Annotated in this window: 17 protein-coding genes; 13 read left to right on the top strand and 4 right to left on the bottom strand. The window is 58.9% G+C overall.

The genetic code is table 11. The features are described 5' to 3' along the window. Window positions 1–38: 38 nt before the first annotated feature. Window positions 39–1,703 carry an electron transfer flavoprotein-ubiquinone oxidoreductase gene (locus KGB25_RS06580; protein ID WP_032829072.1) on the bottom strand — a complete coding sequence of 555 codons (1,665 nt, stop codon included), beginning with the start codon at window positions 1,701–1,703 and terminating at the stop codon, window positions 39–41. 547 nt (window positions 1,704–2,250) lie between these two features. Between KGB25_RS06580 and KGB25_RS06575 the strand changes: the two genes are divergently transcribed. The 10 genes from KGB25_RS06575 (at window position 2,251) to KGB25_RS06530 (ending at window position 13,497) form a co-directional block, all read left to right on the top strand. Next, a complete protein-coding gene (locus tag KGB25_RS06575) occupies window positions 2,251–3,000 on the top strand; it encodes an electron transfer flavoprotein subunit beta/FixA family protein (RefSeq protein ID WP_007942046.1) in 750 nt (249 codons plus the stop codon). Next, window positions 3,001–3,930, top strand: coding sequence for an electron transfer flavoprotein subunit alpha/FixB family protein (locus tag KGB25_RS06570; RefSeq protein ID WP_008040866.1), 930 nt, complete (start codon window positions 3,001–3,003; stop codon window positions 3,928–3,930). A gap of 185 nt (window positions 3,931–4,115) precedes the next feature. Next, window positions 4,116–4,952, top strand: a complete 837-nt coding sequence (locus KGB25_RS06565) for a substrate-binding periplasmic protein (RefSeq protein ID WP_008040865.1) — start codon at window positions 4,116–4,118, stop codon at window positions 4,950–4,952. 9 nt (window positions 4,953–4,961) lie between these two features. Further along, window positions 4,962–5,318 (top strand): DUF4398 domain-containing protein, encoded by a 357-nt coding sequence (locus KGB25_RS06560; protein ID WP_008040864.1) that lies wholly within the window; start codon window positions 4,962–4,964, stop codon window positions 5,316–5,318. Continuing rightward, window positions 5,315–6,127: an OmpA family protein gene (locus tag KGB25_RS06555; protein WP_008040863.1), complete on the top strand. Its 813-nt coding sequence runs from the start codon at window positions 5,315–5,317 to the stop codon at window positions 6,125–6,127. The genes KGB25_RS06560 and KGB25_RS06555 overlap by 4 nt, the downstream gene beginning before the upstream one ends. Before the next feature lie 314 nt (window positions 6,128–6,441). Then, the gene (locus tag KGB25_RS06550) at window positions 6,442–7,881 is read left to right on the top strand and encodes a PLP-dependent aminotransferase family protein (protein ID WP_207286296.1); all 1,440 of its coding nucleotides are present in this window, start codon (window positions 6,442–6,444) and stop codon (window positions 7,879–7,881) included. Window positions 7,882–7,976: 95 nt separating this feature from the next. After that, on the top strand, window positions 7,977–8,450 hold the full coding sequence (locus tag KGB25_RS06545; protein WP_207286297.1) for a translation initiation factor 2: 474 nt from the start codon (window positions 7,977–7,979) through the stop codon (window positions 8,448–8,450). A 165-nt stretch (window positions 8,451–8,615) separates the two neighbouring features. Further along, the gene (locus tag KGB25_RS06540; RefSeq protein WP_008032889.1) at window positions 8,616–8,870 is read left to right on the top strand and encodes a YkgJ family cysteine cluster protein; all 255 of its coding nucleotides are present in this window, start codon (window positions 8,616–8,618) and stop codon (window positions 8,868–8,870) included. A 40-nt stretch (window positions 8,871–8,910) separates the two neighbouring features. Beyond that, window positions 8,911–9,516, top strand: a complete 606-nt coding sequence (locus KGB25_RS06535; RefSeq protein WP_223434635.1) for an START domain-containing protein — start codon at window positions 8,911–8,913, stop codon at window positions 9,514–9,516. Window positions 9,517–11,403: 1,887 nt separating this feature from the next. Further along, window positions 11,404–13,497, top strand: coding sequence for an LTA synthase family protein (locus KGB25_RS06530; protein ID WP_223434634.1), 2,094 nt, complete (start codon window positions 11,404–11,406; stop codon window positions 13,495–13,497). Window positions 13,498–13,556: 59 nt separating this feature from the next. Here KGB25_RS06530 and KGB25_RS06525 read toward each other — a convergent pair whose 3' ends face one another. Beyond that, window positions 13,557–13,715, bottom strand: coding sequence for a DUF3309 family protein (locus tag KGB25_RS06525; RefSeq protein ID WP_174602692.1), 159 nt, complete (start codon window positions 13,713–13,715; stop codon window positions 13,557–13,559). Window positions 13,716–13,993: 278 nt separating this feature from the next. Between KGB25_RS06525 and KGB25_RS06520 the strand changes: the two genes are divergently transcribed. The 3 genes from KGB25_RS06520 to csrA all read left to right on the top strand — a co-directional run bounded on the left by KGB25_RS06520 (window position 13,994) and on the right by csrA (window position 15,534). Beyond that, window positions 13,994–14,809, top strand: a complete 816-nt coding sequence (locus KGB25_RS06520; protein ID WP_008034550.1) for an SDR family oxidoreductase — start codon at window positions 13,994–13,996, stop codon at window positions 14,807–14,809. 64 nt (window positions 14,810–14,873) lie between these two features. Beyond that, complete coding sequence (locus KGB25_RS06515) at window positions 14,874–15,206, top strand: YnfA family protein (RefSeq protein ID WP_008034549.1); 333 nt, start codon at window positions 14,874–14,876, stop codon at window positions 15,204–15,206. Between the two features lie 142 nt (window positions 15,207–15,348). Next, on the top strand, window positions 15,349–15,534 hold the full coding sequence (gene csrA / locus KGB25_RS06510; protein WP_207285734.1) for a carbon storage regulator CsrA: 186 nt from the start codon (window positions 15,349–15,351) through the stop codon (window positions 15,532–15,534). A 5-nt stretch (window positions 15,535–15,539) separates the two neighbouring features. Here csrA and KGB25_RS06505 read toward each other — a convergent pair whose 3' ends face one another. Next, the gene (locus KGB25_RS06505; RefSeq protein ID WP_003199186.1) at window positions 15,540–15,767 is read right to left on the bottom strand and encodes a YheU family protein; all 228 of its coding nucleotides are present in this window, start codon (window positions 15,765–15,767) and stop codon (window positions 15,540–15,542) included. Window positions 15,768–15,976: 209 nt separating this feature from the next. Continuing rightward, a complete protein-coding gene (locus KGB25_RS06500; RefSeq protein ID WP_192227889.1) occupies window positions 15,977–17,167 on the bottom strand; it encodes an osmoprotectant NAGGN system M42 family peptidase in 1,191 nt (396 codons plus the stop codon). Window positions 17,168–17,230 lie beyond the last annotated feature (63 nt).

The following is a 17,230-nucleotide window of genomic DNA, read 5'->3' as shown; positions in this document are numbered from 1 at the left end:
GCCCCCATTTAGGGAGCCTTGATGTTCAGCGATTCAACTTACATATTCGGGTAAGTCGGGCCGCCAGCACCTTCCGGCGCCACCCAGGTGATGTTCTGTGCAGGGTCCTTGATGTCGCAGGTCTTGCAGTGAACGCAGTTCTGGGCGTTGATCTGGAAGCGCTTCTCGCCGTCTTCCTTGGTCACCACTTCGTACACGCCGGCCGGGCAGTAACGCTGGGCAGGTTCATCGTACATCGGCAGGTTCTTGGCGATCGGGATGCTCAGGTCGGCCAGCTTCAGGTGGCAAGGCTGTTCTTCTTCGTGGTTGGTACCGGAGATAAACACCGAGCTGAGTTTGTCGAAACTGATTTTGCCATCCGGTTTCGGGTAGTCAATCTTCTTGCAGTCGGCCGCGAGTTTCAGGCAAGCGTAATCCGGCTTGGTGTCGTGCAGGGTGAACGGCAGTTTGCCGCCGAAGATGTTCTGGTCCAGCCAGTTGAAGCCACCGCCGACGATGGCGCCGAACTTGTGGATCGCCGGGCCGAAGTTGCGGCTGGCGAACAGCTCGTCGTAGAGCCAGCTCTTCTTGAACGCGTCGACGTAAGTGGTCAGTTCTTCGGTGCCGTCCTTTTCAGCGAACAGCGCCTCGGCCACGGATTCAGCGGCGAGCATGCCGGACTTCATCGCAGTGTGGCTGCCTTTGATCTTGGCGAAGTTCAGGGTGCCGAGGTCGCAACCGATCAGCGCGCCGCCCTTGAAGACCATTTTCGGCAGCGAGTTCAGGCCGCCCTTGCAGATGGCGCGCGCGCCGTAGCTGATGCGCTTGCCGCCTTCCAGGTACTGCTTGAGCACCGGGTGATGCTTGAGGCGCTGGAACTCGTCGAACGGCGACAGGTAGGTGTTGCTGTAGGACAGATCAACGATCAGGCCGACCACCACCTGGTTGTTTTCCAGGTGATAGAGGAACGAGCCGCCGGTGTTCTCGGTGCCCATGATGTCCAGCGGCCAGCCGGCGGTGTGCACCACCAGGCCTGGCTGATGTTTGGCCGGGTCGATTTCCCAGATTTCTTTCAGGCCGATGCCGTAGTGCTGGGCATCGGCTTCGCTGTCGAGGTTGAAGCGCTTGATCAACTGCTTGCCGATGTGGCCACGGCAGCCTTCGGCGAACAGCGTGTACTTGCCGCGCAATTCCATACCGGGGGTGTACAGGCCTTCTTTCGGGTTGCCTTCGCGGTCAACGCCCAGATCACCGGTGATGATCCCGCGCACCACGCCGTTCTCGTCGAACAGTGCTTCCTGCGCGGCGAAGCCCGGGTAGATTTCCACGCCCAGGTTTTCGGCCTGCTGAGCCAGCCAGCGGCACAGGTTACCCAGGGAGATGATGTAGTTGCCTTCGTTGTGCATGGTCTTGGGCACAAAGAGGTCGGGAATCTTCTGCGCGCTGTCGGCGTTCTTGAGAACGAAGATGTCGTCGCGGGTGACCGGCGTGTTCAGCGGCGCGCCAAGTTCTTTCCAGTCCGGGAACAGTTCGTTCAGGGCGCGTGGTTCGAACACGGCACCGGACAGGATGTGAGCACCCACTTCGGAGCCTTTTTCGACCACGCAGACGCTGATTTCCTTACCGGCTTCAGCAGCCTTCTGCTTCAAGCGGCAGGCGGCGGAAAGACCAGCGGGGCCGGCACCGACGATGACCACGTCGAATTCCATGTATTCGCGTTCCACAGGTTATCTCCTACTCAAGGCTCAACAGTTTTTTTTCTAATTGGAGGTTTGGTGTCGCATCCATGAATTCCTGCACGAGGCAGGAAGAGGACAATCGATGAACCACCTTTCTCTTTGGGTGGCGCATTATATCTACACCACTCTTAGCGTCCAATACAAACGTTTGTTTGAATCGGCTCAAAGCCAGAGAAATCAAAGTCACGCGGCTTATGACTGGCCATTTTGCCGTATTGACCGGAATAGGCGTTCCGGTCAAGATACGGTCGGTTTTGCGCTCGCCGTAGGCTGACTGTTGGTTTCAAGAGCACCTCTAAAGACAGGGCGATGGCAGTACAAGGTGATGCGCAGCGCAGTGTTGGCGCGCAGTTTACACGCCACGATATTTAATGACTTGTTGGTCACCACTGACGAACGGTCATCAACGTCATGAGCGATGGTCACTTGACACGTATGCCGGCGTTTTTAGAGGTGCCCTTGCGCCCGATGAGCATCAACCGCCAGGTTCGCCTAGGCGACTTTCTTTTCACCGGAGAGTAACGAGGAATCCATGAAGGTTCTTGTAGCTGTCAAACGCGTTGTGGATTACAACGTCAAGGTTCGCGTCAAGGCGGACAATTCCGGCGTCGACCTCGCCAACGTGAAGATGTCGATGAACCCGTTCTGCGAAATCGCAGTGGAAGAAGCCGTACGCCTGAAAGAGAAAGGCGTTGCGACTGAAATCGTCGTCGTCTCCATCGGCCCGTCCACCGCTCAAGAGCAACTGCGCACCGCGCTGGCTCTGGGTGCCGACCGCGCCATCCTCGTCGAATCCGCTGAAGATCTGACTTCCCTGGCCGTTGCCAAGCTGCTCAAAGCCGTTGTCGACAAGGAACAGCCTCAGCTGGTGATCCTCGGCAAACAGGCCATCGACAGCGACAACAACCAGACTGGCCAGATGCTCGCTGCATTGAGCGGCTACGGTCAGGGCACCTTCGCGTCCAAAGTCGAAGTGTCCGGCGACAGCGTTGCCGTGACCCGCGAAATCGACGGCGGCGCGCAAACAGTTTCCCTGAAACTGCCGGCCATCGTCACCACCGACCTGCGTTTGAACGAGCCGCGCTACGCGTCCCTGCCAAACATCATGAAAGCCAAGAAGAAGCCTCTCGAAGTGCTGACTCCGGACGCTTTGGGCGTTTCCACCGCCTCCACCAACAAGACCGTGAAAGTCGAAGCGCCTGCTGCACGCAGCGCGGGTATCAAGGTCAAGTCGGTGGCTGAACTGGTCGAGAAACTGAAAAACGAAGCGAAGGTAATCTAAATGACTATCTTGGTTATTGCTGAACACGACAACAAAGTGCTGGCCCCGGCCACGCTGAACACCGTGGCCGCTGCTGCCAAAATCGGCGGCGACATCCACGTGCTGGTTGCAGGTCAAGGCGCTGGCGCCGTGGCTGAAGCCGCTGCGAAAGTGGCTGGCGTGGCTAAAGTGCTGGTGGCCGATAACGCCGCCTACGCGCACCAACTGCCGGAAAACGTCGCACCACTGGTTGCCGAGCTGGGCAAGGGCTACAGCCACATCCTGGCTGCCGCCACTTCCAACGGCAAAAACATCCTGCCGCGCGTTGCCGCTCAGCTGGACGTTGACCAGATCTCCGAGATCATCTCGGTTGAAAGCGCTGACACCTTCAAGCGCCCGATCTACGCCGGTAACGCCATCGCTACCGTTCAGTCGAACGCTGCGGTCAAGGTGATCACCGTGCGTGCCACCGGTTTCGACCCGGTTGCCGCTGAAGGCGGTTCGGCTGCCGTTGAAGCAGTTGCTGCTGCGCACAACGCCGGCACTTCGAGCTTCGTTGGTGAAGAACTGGCCAAGTCCGATCGTCCGGAACTGACCGCTGCCAAAATCGTCGTTTCCGGCGGTCGCGGCATGCAGAACGGCGACAACTTCAAACACCTGTACGCCCTGGCCGACAAGCTGGGCGCTGCCGTCGGTGCTTCCCGCGCCGCGGTCGACGCAGGTTTCGTACCCAACGACATGCAGGTCGGTCAGACCGGCAAGATCGTTGCTCCACAGCTGTACATCGCGGTCGGTATCTCTGGCGCGATCCAGCACCTGGCCGGCATGAAAGACTCCAAAGTGATCGTCGCGATCAACAAGGACGAAGAAGCGCCGATCTTCCAGGTGGCCGATTACGGCCTGGTGGCTGACCTGTTCGAAGCCATCCCTGAGTTCGAGAAGCTGGTCTAATCCAGCCGCTTGACCTATAAAGAGCCCGACCTTTTGGTCGGGCTTTTTTTTGCTCTTCTGTAGGAGCGAGCCTGCTCGCGATGGACTTGGAGGCACCGCGGTTACCCGGAGCGGGCGCGTCATCGTTAACGTCCATCGCCGGCAAGCCGGTCTCGCTCCTACAGGGGATATAACGGGGTTTGAGTATGGATCTGCATCGAGTGTTCGGTTGGTCATTGCTGCTGGGTCTGACGCTGTTGCCGACGCTGTCCATCGCAGCGGGCAAGTGTGAGCGACTGGTGGTCACCGGCAGCCCGGATGCGCCGCCGTATCTGTGGCAGGACCCGCAAAACCCCAAGCACCTGATCGGTGCCAGTGCCGACCTGTTGCAACAAGTAGCAGGGCAGTTGGGCATCAAGGTCGAGATGCTCTATGCCGGCAAACGCGCCCAGGCGCTCGAGGAAGTGCGCAGTGGGCGCATGGACATGCTGGCCGACGCGCCGTTGACGGTCAGTGAGCTGGAAACCCTGGATTACATCCATCCGCCGTTGCTGGAAAACGATTACCTGGTCTGGACCCGAAAAGACTCGCCACTGGTCTACAACCAGGCGCAGGACCTTCACGGTCATCCCGGCGCGTTGTCGGAAAAGTCTCGAATGACCTCGGAATTCGCTACGTTCGCCGAGCAGCAATTGACCCTCGTACGCACTCCAAACCTGACCCAGGCCCTTCAGAAATTGCTGTTGGGGGAAGTGGAATTTGTCCTCGCCGGACGCTATTCGGGCATGGCAGCCGCACAGGCCCTGAGCATGGCCAATGACCTCGTCGCGCGCCCGCAGCCGGTCGACAAACCCGGCCTGTTCCTCGCGGTTTCCCATAACTCTGCCTGCAACGATCCGTGGTTGCGCGGACAGCTGGCCAAAAAGATGACAGAATTGCCCGCGTCCGGACTGACGGAAGCCGTGCTGCAACGCAATATCGAGCGCTGGAAAGCGCAGCAACAGCAGCCACAGCAACCACCCGCCAGTACCCCAAAACAGTAGGGATTTTTAGTGAGTATTCGACCTCTTTTCGCTGCCCTGGCCGTTCTGGCTCTGGCGGGTTGTGCAGCCGATCCGGCGCCGAATGAACAGATACGCCTGACCGAACAGGTGCTCGTGCAAGCCAAAGCCGTAGGGGCCACCGCGGACGACGTGCCTGAAATGAAACTGGCCGAAGATAAATTCGCCCGTGCCCAAGGTGATATGGCCGATCAGTCTTACAAACATGCACGCATGCGCGCCGAACAGGCCGAACTTGACGCGCGCCTGGCCGAAGCCAAGGTACTGACGCTCAAAAGTGAAGAGAAGCTGGATCTTCTCAACACCCGCATCACTCGATTGCGCAAGCAAGTGGGGGATGCCCAATGAACCTCACGTCCAAAGCTATCGGCGGCTTGATCCTTGTTGGTTGTGCGAGTCTCTATGGCTGCGCCGGTCAGCACAGTGAAGCCGCGTTGCAAGAAGCGGGTGCCGACTTTCAGAAGGTGAAAGAAGATTCCAACGTGCTGCGAATCGCGCCGAAAGACGTGATCCGTGCCGGTGAATCCCTGGCCCGTGCCGATCGACTGTCCAGCTACTGGGGCAGCGGGTCCGACGTACTGCATTACGCCTACCTGAGCCGGCGCTACAGCGAAATCGCTCGGGAGCACACCAATCAGGTACTCAACGAAGAGCGCGCGGCGAAGCTCGAACTGGAGCGTCAGCGCCTGCAACTGGCCCTGCGCGAATCCAAATTGCTGAGCGTGCAGCAGCAGGGCAAGTGGCTTGAAGAGCAGATTGTTGCGCTGGCCACGACCCAGACTGACCGTGGCCTGGTGATGACCCTCGGCGACGTGCTGTTCGACACCGGCGAAGCGGAGTTGAAAAACTCGGCGAACCGCGTGGTGTTGAAGATCGTGCAATTCCTGCAGCTCAATCCCAAGCGCGTCGTGCGCATCGAAGGTTACGCCGACAGCACCGGCGGCAAGCAGGAAAACCTCAAACTGTCCCGTGACCGTGCGCAATCGGTGGCGGACGTGTTGACGGACCTGGGCATCGACGAAAAACGCATTAAGGTCGAAGGTTATGGCGACGAATACCCGGTAGACGCGAACGCCTCGGAACGGGGCCGGGCGCAGAACCGTCGGGTGGAAATTGTGTTCTCCGACGAAAAAGGCCTGCTCGGCGCTGCCCGGTAATAGCGGATTCCGATTGAAACCACATACTCTGTAGGAGCCGGCTTGCTGCGGGCGGCGTTCCGACGATGGCATCACCGCGGTGTTTCAGACGAACCGAAGTGATGCCATCGCCTGCGAGCCGGCTCCTACAAACCCGGGCTGCCAGACAGCGCCGGGTTTTTTTGTGTCTGCGAATTGCCTCGCAAAGCAGTACAGATTTTGCTGACACTGCACTGTACCGTCGACTATTGTGGCAACTGTCCCCGTACACTTCTAAACTGTTCCGGTATTGTTTCACACAAGAATAAAATGCCCGTGAAATCGAGTGCTGCGTCATGACCAATCTCTTGCTCTACCAACGTATTGCTCAACAACTGGCCGAAGACATCCGTCGTGGGGTCTATCAGCCGGGGGAGCGCGTGCCTTCGGTGCGCAAGATGAGTTCGCAGCTCAACGTCAGCCATGCGACGGTGTTGCAGGCGTATGCCAATCTCGAAGATCAGGGGCTGATCCGTGCCCGGCCGCAGTCGGGTTACTACGTGCACCAGACGCCGGCCCTGACTGCGCCGACGCCGGACATCGCCCGGGTCGAACGTCCCGGCCTAGTCACCCGCAGCAGCATCATTCAACAAGTGTTGGTCGAATCCCGTCGTGAGGGCGTGTTTCCCTTGGGCGCGGCGGTGCCGAGCGTCGATTACCTGCCAGTGCGGGCGCTGCATCAGCAGTTGGCCAAAGTCACCCGATTCCATAGCCCACGGGCATTCAGTTACATGTTCAGCCCCGGTTTTGAACCGTTGCGACGGCAAGTGGCGATTCGCATGCGCGATGCCGGCGTGGTGGTCGATCCGTCGGAAGTGGTCATCACCCACGGCTGCGTCGATGCCTTGCAGATGTCCCTGCGCGTGCTGACCCGGCCGGGTGACTTGATCGCCGCCGAGTCGCCAACCTACTACGGGTTGCTGCAACTGGCCGATCTGCTGGGCCTGAAAGTCATCGAGATCCCCAGCGATCCGGCCACCGGCATGAGCCTGGAAGCCTTGCAACTGGCAGCGAATCAATGGTCGATCAAAGCGCTGGTGCTGACCACGCGTCTGAGCAATCCGCTGGGCGGCACCATGCCCGAAGAGCGGCAGAAACAACTGCTGCGCCTGGCCTCGGATTTCGATATTCAGGTGGTCGAAGACGATATCTACGGCGAGCTGATGTTCGAGCAGGGCCGTACCAAGGCACTCAAGGCCTACGACCGGCTGGATCGGGTGATCTACTGCTCAAGCTTCTCCAAGACCCTGTCTCCGGGTGTGCGGATTGGCTGGATGATTGCCGGCAAGTACCAGCAGGAAATCCAGCGCTTGCAGACCTTCAGCACGCATTCGGCTTGCAGCGTTACGCAGATGGGGATCGCGGCGTATCTGGAAAATGGCGGTTACGACCGGCATTTGCGCTACATCCGTCAGGAGTACCGCAAAAATCTCAGCGCTTTCCAGCTCGCGGTACAGCAGTATTTCCCGGAAGGCACGCAGATGACCCGGCCGACCGGCGGCTTCATTCTGTGGGTGAGTCTGCCGGGGCGGGTCAATACACAAGAACTTCATGTGCGCGCGTTGCAGCAAGGCATCAGCATCGCACCGGGGCTGATTTTCAGTAACACCGAGCAGTTCAATCACTGCATTCGGCTCAACTGCGGCATTCCCTGGAATCGCGAAGCCGAGCGTGCGTTGATGACTCTGGGCATGCTGGCTACCCAGCTTTGCCAGGAGATGGCCGGCGGAATATGACGGGCGGGCGGGTAATTCCTGCCCGAGCTTGTCATGTCGCGTCCAACGAGCGAGCATATGGCCCTCTGCCGATAGCGCCGTTCTCCGTTGGATCCATGAAACCGATTTTTCCTGCCGCCTGGTTGTCGATCTGCCTGTTGATAACCTTCAATTCGGAAGGCGTCCTGGCGGCTCCCGTTCAGGAAAAACCGGCCGCCAGCGCGACATCGAAAAAACCGGCACCGGCAAAAAAAGCCACGCCGGTCAAAAAGAAAGCGGCTACGCAGAAAAAACGTTCACCCATTGCCTCCAAATCGAAACCGGCCAGTGAAGTGGTGAAAACCAAACTGCCTTCGGCTGACCTGGATTTGAGCTTGCCTGAGGAAATGGCCGAAGAGTTTAAGCCGGTCGGTACAGTTCCGTTGCCCCGGCACGACGCCGTGTTGCCGCAAATGTTCGGTGAGAAGGCTGGCAGCTCTCCGTTCCAGCTCAACGGGCGACTGATCAGCAACGAAATGAAGTTGCAACTGCGTAACGAAGAGCGTCGGGAAGTCGAGGGCGCGGCGCTGGAATTGGAGTTCAAGCAGTAAATCCTTCCTCGGCGTGACCCGCAGGCCAGACGCTTTGTCGGAGACTGGTCAGTCACGCTGGTTTGAGCGTAAAAACCCGGCGACAGGTAATTTAAAACAACTGTTTTAGCGGTTACTCTGTGCCCCGTCCTTTAACACATCACCCGTCGCGAGGAGCTCGTCGTCATGAAATGCCGTGAAGGCTGTGGCGCCTGTTGCATTGCCCCTTCCATCAGTTCTCCGATTCCCGGTATGCCCAATGGCAAAGCCGCCGGAGAACGTTGCGTTCAACTCTCTGCCGAAAACCTGTGCAGTATTTTCGGCCAACCGGAACGTCCGGCCGTGTGTTCGGCGTTTGAAGCCGACGTCGAAGTCTGCGGAAACAGCAGTGACGAAGCGATCAGATTGCTGGGCTGGTGGGAGCAGATGACGGCGGCGTGATGTGTCAACGAACGGAACTTCAACAATAAGGAATAAGATTATGGGTTCGCTGCATCGTATGGCTGTGCTGTGTGGTTTGACGGTTTTGCTGGCGAATGCCACCGCACAGGCCGAAGACTGGAAGGTGGCCAAGAATGAAGACGGCATCAAGGTGTCCTTGAGTGAAGTGGCCGGCTCTGACTACAAGGCTTATCAGGGCGTTACCCTGATGGAAACCACCATGGCCAAATTGCGCGCACTTCAGGAAGACGTGGCGGGCGCCTGCTCGTGGATTCACGAATGCAAGCAGCAGAAGCTGCTCAAGCATGAAGGCGATCAGAGCTGGACCTACACCCAGTTCAATACCCCATGGCCGGTGACTGCGCGTGATTCGGTGCTGCATATCACGACTACTGTAGGCGCCGATGGCAGTCTGACCCGTAAGCTTGAGGGTGTGCCGAAGTATATTCCTGAGGAAAAGGGTTTTGTGCGGGTTGCCAAGGTTGATGGGTTCTGGAAGTTCGTGCCCAAGGGTGACCAGATTGAAGTGACCTATCAGGTTCACACTGAGCCGGGTGGTAGCGTGCCTTCGATGATTGCCAACAAGTTTGTGGTTGATGCGCCGTTCAATACCTTGAAGGCCCTGAAAGAGCGTGCCGAGAAGTAATCGCTTCGTTTCTTTCTATAAAAAGCCCTGATTTGATCGGGGCTTTTTTTTGCGGGTTTGTTTGATTGGTGTGCATATCCGTTGCTGTGGTCATGGCGGCTTATGGTTTCGCTTTTACAGCGAGTCACTTTCGAAAAGCGCGAAAGTAACCAAAGCGCTCTTGCCCCTTTCGTTCGGTGCCTCGCTGTGGCTCGGCATGCCCTCGCTCCGGTCCTGCTCCGTGGGCCCGCCGCCATCGGCCATCCATGGCCGGGGGCGGCTAACCCGGCATCCATGCCGGGTTGCCCACTGCGCAGAACCTGCGCTCGGCCTCTCGAGGGGGCGCTCAGATCAAAAGCGGAAGGCGAGCTAACGCTCGGCCTGATGAGTGGTGGAAATCAAAAGCGTACGCGATTCCCTGTAGGAGCCGGCTTGCTGGCGATGGCGTCCGTCCAGTCAATAAACAGGTTGACTGACCCACCGCTATCGCCGCCAAGCCGGCTCCTACAGTTGATCGTATTCATCCAGACACCTATGCATTTCCCCTGTAGGAGCCAGCTTGCTGGCGATGGCGTCCGTCCAGTCAATAAACAGGTGACTGACCCACCGCTATCGCCGCCAAGCCGGCTCCTACAGTTGATCGTATTCATCCAGACACCTATGCATTTCCCCTGTAGGAGCCGGCTTGCTGGCGATGGCGTCCGTCCAGTCAATAAACAGGTGACTGACCCACCGCTATCGCCGGCAAGCCGGCTCCTACAGTTGCTCGTATTCATCCAGACACCTATGCATTTCCCCTGTAGGAGCCAGCTTGCTGGCGATGGCGTCCGTTCAATCAATAAACAGGTGACTGACCCACCGCTATCGCCGCCAAGCCGGCTCCTACAGTTGCTCGTATTCATCCAGACACCTATGCATTTCCCCTGTAGGAGCCGGCTTGCTGGCGATGGCGTCCGTCCAGTCAATAAACAGGTGACTGACCCACCGCTATCGCCGGCAAGCCGGCTCCTACAGTTGATCGTATTCATCCAGACACCTATGCATTTCCCCTGTGGGAGCCAGCTTGCTGGCGATGGCGTCCGTCCAGTCAATAAACAGGTGACTGATCCACCGCTATCGCCAGCAAGCCGGCTCCTACAGTTGATCGTATTCATCCTGACACCTATGCATTTCCCCTGTAGGAGCCAGCTTGCTGGCGATGGCGTCTGTCCAGTCAATAAACAGATGACTGATCCACCGCTATCGCCAGCAAGCCGGCTCCTACAGAGGGAATGTGCAAACATCCAAGACTAGTGCAGCCACCACAGTGCGGGAGAGTGCACACGACTGAGGAGCCAGGTCGGCTTTCAGGCCGCCTCGGCGGCTGTGGCGGTAGTCGCCCCCTCGAGAGGCCGAGTGGAGGTTCTGCGCAGTGGGCAACCCGGCATGGATGCCGGGTTAGCCGCCCCCGGCCATGGATGGCCGATGGCGGCGGGCCCACGGAGCAGGACCGAAGCGAGGGCATGCCGAGCCTTAGCGAGGCACCGAACGAAAGGGGCAAAAGCGCTTGGTTACTTGGCGCTTCTCCAAGTGACTCGCTGTAAGAGCGAAACCAATAGCCGCCGTGACCGCAACAACGGATAAGCCCCCGATCAAATATCCAATCCCCCAAAAGCCCCATCAACACAGACGTTTGATGACTTGGAGGGACTTTATTGTGTTTCCGAATATGCACTACACAAAATTTTCACAAAGCCTCCAAGACAATTCGCCCGCGCCAGCCGTGCAGATCAGTAATCAATAGCAATGCCGCGGTTGATCGTGCAACATTTGCGCACCGCGCAAACCCCGGGGCCGAGAACTGGCCAACAGAGGGCAGGGCGCAGCTGTAATTTTGAAACTTCAACTTCCAATGGGTCCTAAAACGACATGGCAATCCCGGACGCCCTGAGTCAGCAGCGAGCTTCTAGTCGCCTGCTGCAACCGACCGTCAAATCGCATCTGGCCTACACGCTGCTGTGTGCCCTGGTCATGATGGTCATGTTCAGCCTGCTGCGCGTCGCGCTGCTGGTCTACAACCGCGAGATGATCCTCGACACCCCGGCCTCGACCTTCTTCGAAGCGTTCGCCAACGGCCTGCGCTTCGACCTGCGCCTGGTGGTCTACCTCAGCATTCCGCTGTTGCTGGCGCTGTTCAGCGCCCGGGCCATGGCGGCCCGCGGGTTCTTCCGTTTCTGGCTGACCATCGCTTCGAGCATCGCGCTGTTCCTCGGCCTGATGGAAATGGACTTCTATCGCGAGTTCCACCAGCGCCTCAACGGCCTGGTTTTCCAGTACGTGAAGGAAGACCCGAAAACCGTAATGAGCATGCTCTGGTACGGATTCCCGGTGGTTCGCTACCTGCTGGCCTGGGCCGTGGGCACGTTGATCCTGACCCTGGCGTTCAAGGGCGCCGACCGCGCGACCCGTCCTCGCGGTCCATTCAGCGGCGGCAGCATCGGCACGCGCCAGATCGCCCCGTGGTACGCGCGCAGTGTCGTGTTCGTGGTGTGCCTGCTGGTTTGCGTGGTCGCGGCTCGCGGCACTCTGCGCCAAGGCCCGCCACTGCGTTGGGGTGACGTCTACACCACCGACTCCAACTTCGCCAACCAGCTGGGCCTCAACGGCACATTGTCGCTGGTCGCGGCAGCCAAGAGCCGGATGTCCGAAGATCGCGACAACATCTGGAAAGCCACGCTGCCACAGCCGCAAGCTCAGCAAATCGTGCGTGACATGCTGGTGATGCCGAACGACAAACTGGTGGATGCCGAGACCGCAGCGGTGCGTCGCGATTACACGCCGCCGGCCGACAAGACCCTGCCGATCAAGAACGTCGTCGTGATCCTGATGGAAAGCATGGCCGGTCACTCGGTCGGCGCCCTCGGTGCACCGGGTAACATCACGCCGTACCTCGACAAGCTGTCGAAGGAAGGCCTGCTGTTTGACCGCTTCTTCTCCAACGGCACCCACACCCACCAGGGTATGTTCGCCACCATGGCCTGCTTCCCGAACCTGCCGGGTTTCGAATACCTGATGCAGACCCCGGAAGGCAGCCACAAACTGTCCGGCCTCCCGCAATTGCTCAGCGCCCGCGACTATGACGACGTGTACGTCTACAACGGCGACTTCGCCTGGGATAACCAGTCGGGTTTCTTCAGCAGCCAGGGCATGACCAACTTCATTGGTCGTAACGACTTCGTCAACCCGGTGTTCTCCGATCCAACCTGGGGTGTGTCCGACCAGGACATGTTCGACCGTGGTCTGGTCGAGCTCAAGGCACGGGAAAACGGCAAGCCGTTCTATGCCTTGCTGCAGACCCTGTCAAACCACACGCCATACGCCTTGCCGACGCCATTGCCGGTCGAGCGCGTGACCGATCGTGGCAGCCTGAACGAGCATTTGACCGCCATGCGTTACGCGGACTGGGCGCTCGGTCAGTTCTTTGAAAAGGCCCGCAAGGAGCCTTACTTCAAGGAAACCCTGTTTGTCATCGTCGGTGACCACGGTTTCGGCAACGAGCGCCAGATCACCGAAATGGACCTGGGCCGCTTCAACGTGCCGATGCTGATGATTGCACCGGGCATCCAGGACAAATTCGGCAAACTTGACCACACGGTAGGCACGCAGATCGACATCGTACCGACCATCATGGGTCGCATCGGTGGCGAAGTGCGTCATCAGTGCTGGGGGCGTGACCTGCTCGACCTGCCGGAAGGCGACACCGGTTTTGGCGTGATCAAACCGTCGGGCAGCGAACAGACCACGGCCATCGTCACGGCGGATCAGATTCTGGTCTTGCCGAAAGAAAAGGAAATGGAGCCGAAGATGTATCAGTACGAACTGGGCGCGACACCTCACGCCGAGATCGTACCGAATGCACCTCGCACTGCCGAGCTGAAACTCAAGCTCGAAGCGTTCCTGCAAACGGCGACCAAGAGCCTGATCGACAACACCGCCGGTGTCGTTGACGGCAAGCCGGACTGACTGTTGATGCAATAAAAAAGAGGCCCTTCAAGGGCCTCTTTTTTTTGCCTGTCAGATCCTTATATCTTGCCGAGTAACAGCAAAATCAACAGCACCACCAACACCACGCCGATGATACCCGACGGGCCATAACCCCAACTTCTGGAATGAGGGAAGACCGGCAGACCACCTACCAGCAGGAGGATCAGAATAATGATTAGTATTGTGCCCATGTCTATTTCCTTGTCGGAAGTGTTCTGAAATTGCCTGGTGTTAATTGTCAGCTGGACTGCAATAAACCCGAGCTGCTTGTAAATTCCGACTGGTGCACTTGAAAGAAAATTCCAAGTTTTTTTAATGTTTTTCGAAGAAAGGCTTATTTCGTTTTCAGGGGCCTGGTTGATACAGGCGCGCTCACGGTTTGCTCGCGCCATTCAGCAATCTGATGGAGCGTGGGTCGGGCAAGGTCCTTCGCTACACTCGACGCATCTTCCCCGGAACAACAAGGCTGTTTGCTATGCAAAATCGCATGATGATCACTGGCGCGGGCTCGGGCCTGGGTCGCGAAATCGCGCTGCGCTGGGCACGTGAAGGCTGGCAACTGGCTTTGTCGGATGTCAGCGAACCCGGTCTGCAGGAAACCCTGAAGCTGGTTCGCGAAGCCGGCGGCGATGGCTTTATCCAGCGTTGCGACGTGCGCGATTACAGTCAGCTGACCGCGTTCGCCCAAGCCTGTGAAGTCAAGCTCGGCGGCATCGATGTCATCGTCAACAACGCCGGTGTCGCCTCGGGCGGGTTCTTCAGCGAGCTGTCCCTGGAAGACTGGGACTGGCAGATCGCGATTAACCTGATGGGCGTGGTCAAGGGTTGCAAGGCGTTCTTGCCGCTGCTGGAAAAAAGCAAAGGCAAGATCATCAACATCGCGTCGATGGCCGCCCTGATGCAAGGCCCGGCGATGAGTAACTACAACGTGGCCAAGGCCGGTGTGGTGGCGTTGTCCGAAAGCCTGCTGATCGAACTGGCGCACCAGGAAGTTGGCGTGCATGTGGTGTGCCCGTCGTTCTTCCAGACCAACCTGCTGGACTCTTTCCGTGGTCCGACACCCGCCATGAAAGCGCAGGTTGGCAAGTTGCTGGAAAGTTCGCCGATTAGTGCGGCCGACATTGCCGACTACATCTATCAGCACGTCGCCGCCGGCGAATTCATGATCCTGCCCCACGAACAGGGCCGTATGGCCTGGGCGCTGAAGCAGAAGAACCCGCAACTGCTCTACGACGAAATGACCCTCATGGCCGATAAAATGCGCGCCAAGGCCAAACAGACGGCAGGCTGAACTTGCCCGCGCACAACGTCGCCGTTAGGGTGGCCGCCATCGGTCATCCTCGCGAGACGTTCGCATGCTCAATTACCTGTGGTTTTTTCTCGCCGCGCTGTTCGAAATCGCCGGCTGCTTTGCCTTCTGGATGTGGTTGCGCCAAGGCAAAAGCGTCTGGTGGGTGGTGCCGGCGCTGCTCAGCCTGACCTTGTTCGCGCTGCTGCTGACCCGTGTCGAGGCGAGCTACGCGGGGCGGGCTTATGCCGCCTACGGTGGCATCTACATCATTGCGTCGATTGGCTGGCTGGCCGTGGTCGAACGGATTCGCCCGCTCGGCTCTGACTGGATCGGTGTGGCGCTGTGTGTGATCGGCGCAAGCGTCATCCTGTTCGGCCCGCGTTTTTCCGCTGCCTGAAGCAAAGCCTCGGTTTGTAAGACGTTTCCTTAGGAGGTGTTCGCCTTGCGCTGTAGGGCGGGACTGTTTTGCCCTCGTCGCATTGAAGGCCCGCCGCGTGCCGGGCATCTTCAGGGTTCGATAACCCTGAAGGACGAATGCCATGCTTGTACTCAGCCGCGTTGTGGGCGAAATGATTTCCATCGGTGACGACATTTCGGTGCGTATTGTCGCCGTCAACGGCAACACGGTGCGCTTCGGCGTCGACGCGCCGCAAAACGTCAATGTGCACCGTGCCGAAGTCTACAAGCGCATCCAGGTCAAACTGGCAAAAACCAAAGGGCGATGAAGGCGTCAGTCGAACAGATGCTTGGGCACGTCGTGCTTGAGCATCAACTGGCATTGCTCGCTTTCCGGGTCGAAGACAATCAGCGCTTGACCTTTGGTCAGGGCCTGGCGAACACGCAATACGCGGGTTTCCAGCGGCGTGTCATCGCCGTTGTCGGTGCCGTCACGGGTCACGAAATCCTCGATCAGGCGGGTCAGGGTGTCGACTTCAAGTTGGTCGTGGGGAATCAGCATAGGCACCTCGGCTAAACAATGGCGCGATGCTACGGCGAATGATGGGTGGCGGCTAGTCTGGATCTGATGTGTTGTCTGGGCTGACGCCTTCGCGGGCAAGCCTCGCTCCTACAGGTTTCGCGTTGATCACATTACTTCGGATCGACGCAAAGTCTGTAGGAGCGAGGCTTGCCCGCGAAGACGTCAGCCCAGACAATGAAAATTCCGGATCAGCTATCCGACCGCTGCCCCACCAGACTATCCACCGAAGGCACCCGCGTATCGCTTTCCATCTGCGTGTCATGTTCGATCTGATGACTGAACCGGTCCAGCGAACCCTTGGCTGGTTGCGCATCGCTGGCGAACACCGGCGGGCTGAGGATGTAGGCGCCGAGCAGGCGACTGAGCGCCGCGAGGCTGTCGATGTGGGTGCGCTCGTAGCCATGAGTCGCGTCGCATCCGAAAGCGAGCAGGGCGGTGCGAATGTCATGGCCGGCGGTGACCGCCGAATGCGCATCGCTGAAGTAGTAGCGAAACAGGTCGCGGCGCACCGGCAACTCGTTGTCGCTGGCCAGTCGCAGCAAGTGCCGCGACAAGTGATAGTCATAAGGCCCGCCGGAATCCTGCATCGCCACGCTGACCGCATGTTCGCTGGAGTGCTGGCCGGGCGCGACCGGTGCGATGTCGATGCCGACGAATTCGCTGACGTCCCACGGTAACGCCGCCGCTGCACCGCTGCCGGTTTCCTCGGTGATGGTGAACAGCGGATGGCAGTCGATCATCAGCTCTTCGCCACTGTCGACGATCGCTTTAAGCGCCGCCAGCAGCGCGGCAACGCCGGCCTTGTCGTCGAGGTGACGGGCGCTGATGTGGCCGCTTTCGGTGAACTCCGGCAACGGGTCGAACGCGACGAAATCGCCGACGCTGATCCCCAGGGAATCGCAATCGGCGCGGGTCGCGCAGTACGCGTCGAGGCGCAGTTCTATGTGATCCCAGCTGATCGGCATCTCGTCCACCGCCGTGTTGAACGCATGCCCGGACGCCATCAGCGGCAACACGCTGCCACGGATCACGCCGTTGTCGGTAAACAGGCTGACGCGGCTGCCCTCGGCGAATCGGCTGGACCAGCAGCCGACTGGCGCCAGGGTCAGGCGACCGTTGTCTTTCACTGCGCGAACGGCGGCGCCGATGGTGTCGAGGTGGGCGGAAACGGCGCGGTCGGGGCTGTTTTTCTTGCCTTTAAGCGTGGCGCGGATGGTGCCGCGGCGAGTCATCTCGAAAGGAATGCCCAGCTCTTCGAGCCGCTCGGCGACGTAACGCACGATGGTGTCGGTGAAACCGGTCGGGCTCGGAATGGCGAGCATTTCCAGGAGGACTTTTTGCAGGTAGTTGAGGTCGGGTTCCGGGATTTTATGGGTCATGGAAACTCCTGATGAGTTGAGCGCATCGATGGTTTCGATGAGGGTAATTTGCGGTGTCTGTGA

It is taken from the genome of Pseudomonas sp. BF-RE-21 (assembly GCF_019947305.1).
Taxonomy (GTDB): Bacteria; Pseudomonadota; Gammaproteobacteria; order Pseudomonadales; family Pseudomonadaceae; genus Aquipseudomonas; species Aquipseudomonas migulae.
The sequence above is the reverse complement of the archived record's forward strand: the minus strand, read 5'-3'. Positions and strand labels throughout refer to the sequence as shown.

Bases quoted from the DNA above. Each gene is read 5' to 3' on its own strand.
- KGB25_RS06575 (WP_007942046.1), top strand. From the start codon at position 2,251: ATGAAGGTTCTTGTAGCTGTCAAACGCGTTGTGGATTACAACGTCAAG.
- KGB25_RS06570 (WP_008040866.1), top strand. From the start codon at position 3,001: ATGACTATCTTGGTTATTGCTGAACACGACAACAAAGTGCTGGCCCCG.
- KGB25_RS06565 (WP_008040865.1), top strand. From the start codon at position 4,116: ATGGATCTGCATCGAGTGTTCGGTTGGTCATTGCTGCTGGGTCTGACG.
- KGB25_RS06555 (WP_008040863.1), top strand. From the start codon at position 5,315: ATGAACCTCACGTCCAAAGCTATCGGCGGCTTGATCCTTGTTGGTTGT.
- KGB25_RS06550 (WP_207286296.1), top strand. From the start codon at position 6,442: ATGACCAATCTCTTGCTCTACCAACGTATTGCTCAACAACTGGCCGAA.
- KGB25_RS06545 (WP_207286297.1), top strand. From the start codon at position 7,977: ATGAAACCGATTTTTCCTGCCGCCTGGTTGTCGATCTGCCTGTTGATA.
- KGB25_RS06540 (WP_008032889.1), top strand. From the start codon at position 8,616: ATGAAATGCCGTGAAGGCTGTGGCGCCTGTTGCATTGCCCCTTCCATC.
- KGB25_RS06535 (WP_223434635.1), top strand. From the start codon at position 8,911: ATGGGTTCGCTGCATCGTATGGCTGTGCTGTGTGGTTTGACGGTTTTG.
- KGB25_RS06530 (WP_223434634.1), top strand. From the start codon at position 11,404: ATGGCAATCCCGGACGCCCTGAGTCAGCAGCGAGCTTCTAGTCGCCTG.
- KGB25_RS06520 (WP_008034550.1), top strand. From the start codon at position 13,994: ATGCAAAATCGCATGATGATCACTGGCGCGGGCTCGGGCCTGGGTCGC.
- KGB25_RS06515 (WP_008034549.1), top strand. From the start codon at position 14,874: ATGCTCAATTACCTGTGGTTTTTTCTCGCCGCGCTGTTCGAAATCGCC.
- csrA (WP_207285734.1), top strand. From the start codon at position 15,349: ATGCTTGTACTCAGCCGCGTTGTGGGCGAAATGATTTCCATCGGTGAC.
- KGB25_RS06505 (WP_003199186.1), bottom strand. From the start codon at position 15,767: ATGCTGATTCCCCACGACCAACTTGAAGTCGACACCCTGACCCGCCTG.
- KGB25_RS06500 (WP_192227889.1), bottom strand. From the start codon at position 17,167: ATGACCCATAAAATCCCGGAACCCGACCTCAACTACCTGCAAAAAGTC.